Source organism: Frankia sp. CoWAU3, assembly GCF_977971855.1.
This window is the reverse complement of sequence record NZ_CDWWXB010000006.1, coordinates 24,584-27,539: the sequence shown is the minus strand read 5'-3', so window position 1 is coordinate 27,539 and position 2,956 is coordinate 24,584. Positions and strand designations below refer to the sequence as shown.

Genomic DNA, 2,956 nt, shown 5'->3' with positions numbered 1-2,956 from the left:
GGGCACCCCACGCCGGGCGATCGGACGGGTCGGCGACGGCGGGCCCGACGAGGCGCCGTCCGCGCCGCCGGCGGTCCGCGCCCCGCCGCCGCTCCCGGACCGGGTGGTCGTGACGCCCAGCTCGGCCGCCCCGGCCGCGGTGTCCCTGCGCTGCCGGGCCAGCCGGCGCCGGATACGTACCCGGGCCCGGGAGGTCCTGACGAAGTGCAACCAGTCCTCCGACGGTCCCGCGCCGGGGAGGTTGGAGGTCAGGATCTCGACGACGTCGCCGTTGCGCAGCCGGGTATGCAACGGGACGAGCCGACCGTTGACCCGGGCGCCGATCGCCCGGTGCCCGATGTCGGTGTGCACGGCGTAGGCGACGTCCACCGGGGAGGACCGGGCCGGCAGTGCGAGCATCCTGCCCTTGGGCGTGAACGCCAGCACTTCGTCGGCATCCAGGTCTGAGTACAGCGACTCGAGGAACTCGTCCGAGTCGACCTCCTCCTGCCAGTCCAGCAGGCTGTGCAACCAGGACAGGCCCTCCAGACGGGCGCCGTCCGCGCCGGGGCCGACCGGTCGGGCGACGATCCCGGTCTCGGCCAGCCGGTGCATCGACGGCGTCCTGATCTGGATGTCGAGGGAGCGGCCGGCGCCGTCGGTCACCGTCGTGTGCAGGGACTGGTACATGTTGAACTTCGGGGTAGCCACGAAGTCGCGCAGCCTGCCGGGCACCGGTCGCCACAGGGCGTGGATGACACCCAGCGCCGCGTAACAATCCGTCACCTCGTCGACGAGCACGAGGACGCGGACGAGGTCGGTGTAGTCCTGGACGGGCCGGTTGCGCTCCTGCGCCCGCTTGTAGATCGAGAACAGGTGGCTGACCCGGATGGAGACGGCGCCGTCGATGCGAGCCCCCGCGAGCCCGGCTCGCAACCGTGCCACCAGCGCCGCGACGGTTCCGGCCGCGCGCTCAGCGGCGGTGAACTCGTCCACCGTGGCGGCAATCCGGGCGTGCTCGGCGGGATGGAGCACGGCGAACGCCCGGTCCTCCAGCTCCCGCTTGATCACGCTGACGCCGAGCCGGTGGGCCAGCGGGGCCAGGACCTCAAGCGTGACCCGGGAGATCTTCACCTGTTTGGGAGGGGACATGAAGGCGAGCGTGCGCATGTTGTGCAGCCGGTCAGCGATCTTGATGACCAGTACTCGGTAGTCCCGGGCCAGGGCCACGATCAGCTTGCGCAGCGTCTCGGCCTCCGCAGCCTCCCCGAACCGCATCTTGTCCAGCTTGGTGACACCGTCGACGAGGTTGGCCACCTCCGCGCCGAACTCCTGGGTGACGGAGTCGAGGGTGTACCCGGTGTCCTCGACCGTGTCATGCAGCAGGGCAGCGATCAGGGTAGTCGTGTCCACCCCCAGCTCCGCGAGGACCTCGGTGACGGCGAGGGGATGGCTGATGTACGGATCCCCGCTGCGCCGCATCTGACCGGCGTGCAGCCGCTCGGCGACGCCGTAGGCGTGCACCAGCAGGCCGATGTCGGCGCGCGGATGATAGTCGCGATGCGCCTCGACGATGTCACGCAGCTCCGGCGGCACCTGGGACATCCGCGGTGTCGCCATCCGCCTGGCCAGGTGGGCGAGACGCACGCTCGCCTGCCGGGCCGCCGACAGGGCCCGGGAGGCCTCGTCGGCACCGCCGTCGGCCCGGGACAGCGCGGGGGTCAGACCGCCGCCGGCCGGCAGACCCGCACCCACGGTCTCAGCATCCACGGCGCCCCCCTGATTCGACCCGTTAGACCTGTACGCCCGAGGTAACGCGGAAACAGCCGTATACGCCCTCGATGGCACGCACCGCACTCAGGATGTGCCCGAGATGCTTGGCGTCTCCCATCTCGAACGTGAAGCGGCTGACCGCCACCTGATCCCGTGTGGTGGCCACCGACGCCGACAGGATGTTCACGTGCCGGTCGGACAGTACCCGGGTGACATCCGAAAGTAGTTTGGTACGGTCCATCGCCTCGACCTGGATCACGACGAGGAACACCGAGCCCGACGACGGCGCCCACTCGACCTGGATCATGCGGTCGTGCGGCCCGCCGCGCAGCCCCGACAGGTTGGAGCAGTCCGTCCGGTGGACCGACACTCCCTTGCCCCGGGTGACGAAACCGGCGATCTCGTCGCCGGGCATGGGGGTGCAGCAGCGGGCGAGCTTCGTCCACACGTCGGGAGCACCGGTGACGAGCACCCCCGCCTCCCCGGTCGAGCGACGCAGCGTGCGGATCGGCAGCTCGGTCTCACCCGCGTCCTCCTCGGCCCCCTCCGGACCGCCGAGGGCCACGAGCAGCCGCGAGACCACCAACTGGGCGCTGACGTGGTTCTCCCCCACGGCCGCGTAGAGGGCGGCCACGTCGGCGTAGCGCAGGTCCTTGGCCAGGTTCAACAGCGCGTCCCCGCTCATCAGGCGGGACAGCGGCAGGCCGTGGCGGCGCATCGCGCGGCCGATCGCGTCGCGGCCGGCGACGATCGCGTCCTCCCGGCGCCCACGAGCGTGCCACTGGCGGATCTTCGTCCTGGCCCGCGACGAACGGACGAACATCAACCAGTCCTCGCTCGGGCCGGCCGAATGGGCCCGCGAGGTGAAGATCTCGACCGCGTCGCCGTTGTCCAGCGGGGTGTCCAGGGCCGCGAGACGGCCGTTGATCCGGGCCCCGACGCACTGGTGGCCGATGTCGGTGTGCACCGCGTAAGCGAAGTCCACCGAGGTCGACCCGGCAGGCAGCGGGATGACGTCGCCCTTGGGGGTGAAGACGAAAACCTCGTCGGTCTCGGCGGCGAACCGCAGGCTGTCGAGGAACTCTCCCGGGTCCGCGGTCTCCCGCTGCCAGTCGAGCACCTGACGCAGCCAGGTCATGAGGTCCGCATCGGGTCCGCCCTTGCGCCGACCGGCCCGCCCGCCCTCCGGGGTCCCCGCCGAGGG

General features: G+C 71.3%; 2 protein-coding genes. Both read right to left on the bottom strand.

What is annotated here, in order from left to right; genetic code table 11:
- On the bottom strand, window positions 1–1,749 hold a 1,749-nt coding region (locus AC08ON_RS01660; protein ID WP_476616331.1), incomplete at its 3' end, for a RelA/SpoT family protein.
- A gap of 22 nt (window positions 1,750–1,771) precedes the next feature.
- Window positions 1,772–2,956: TGS domain-containing protein (locus tag AC08ON_RS01655; RefSeq protein ID WP_476616330.1), on the bottom strand; the 1,185-nt coding region annotated here is incomplete at its 5' end.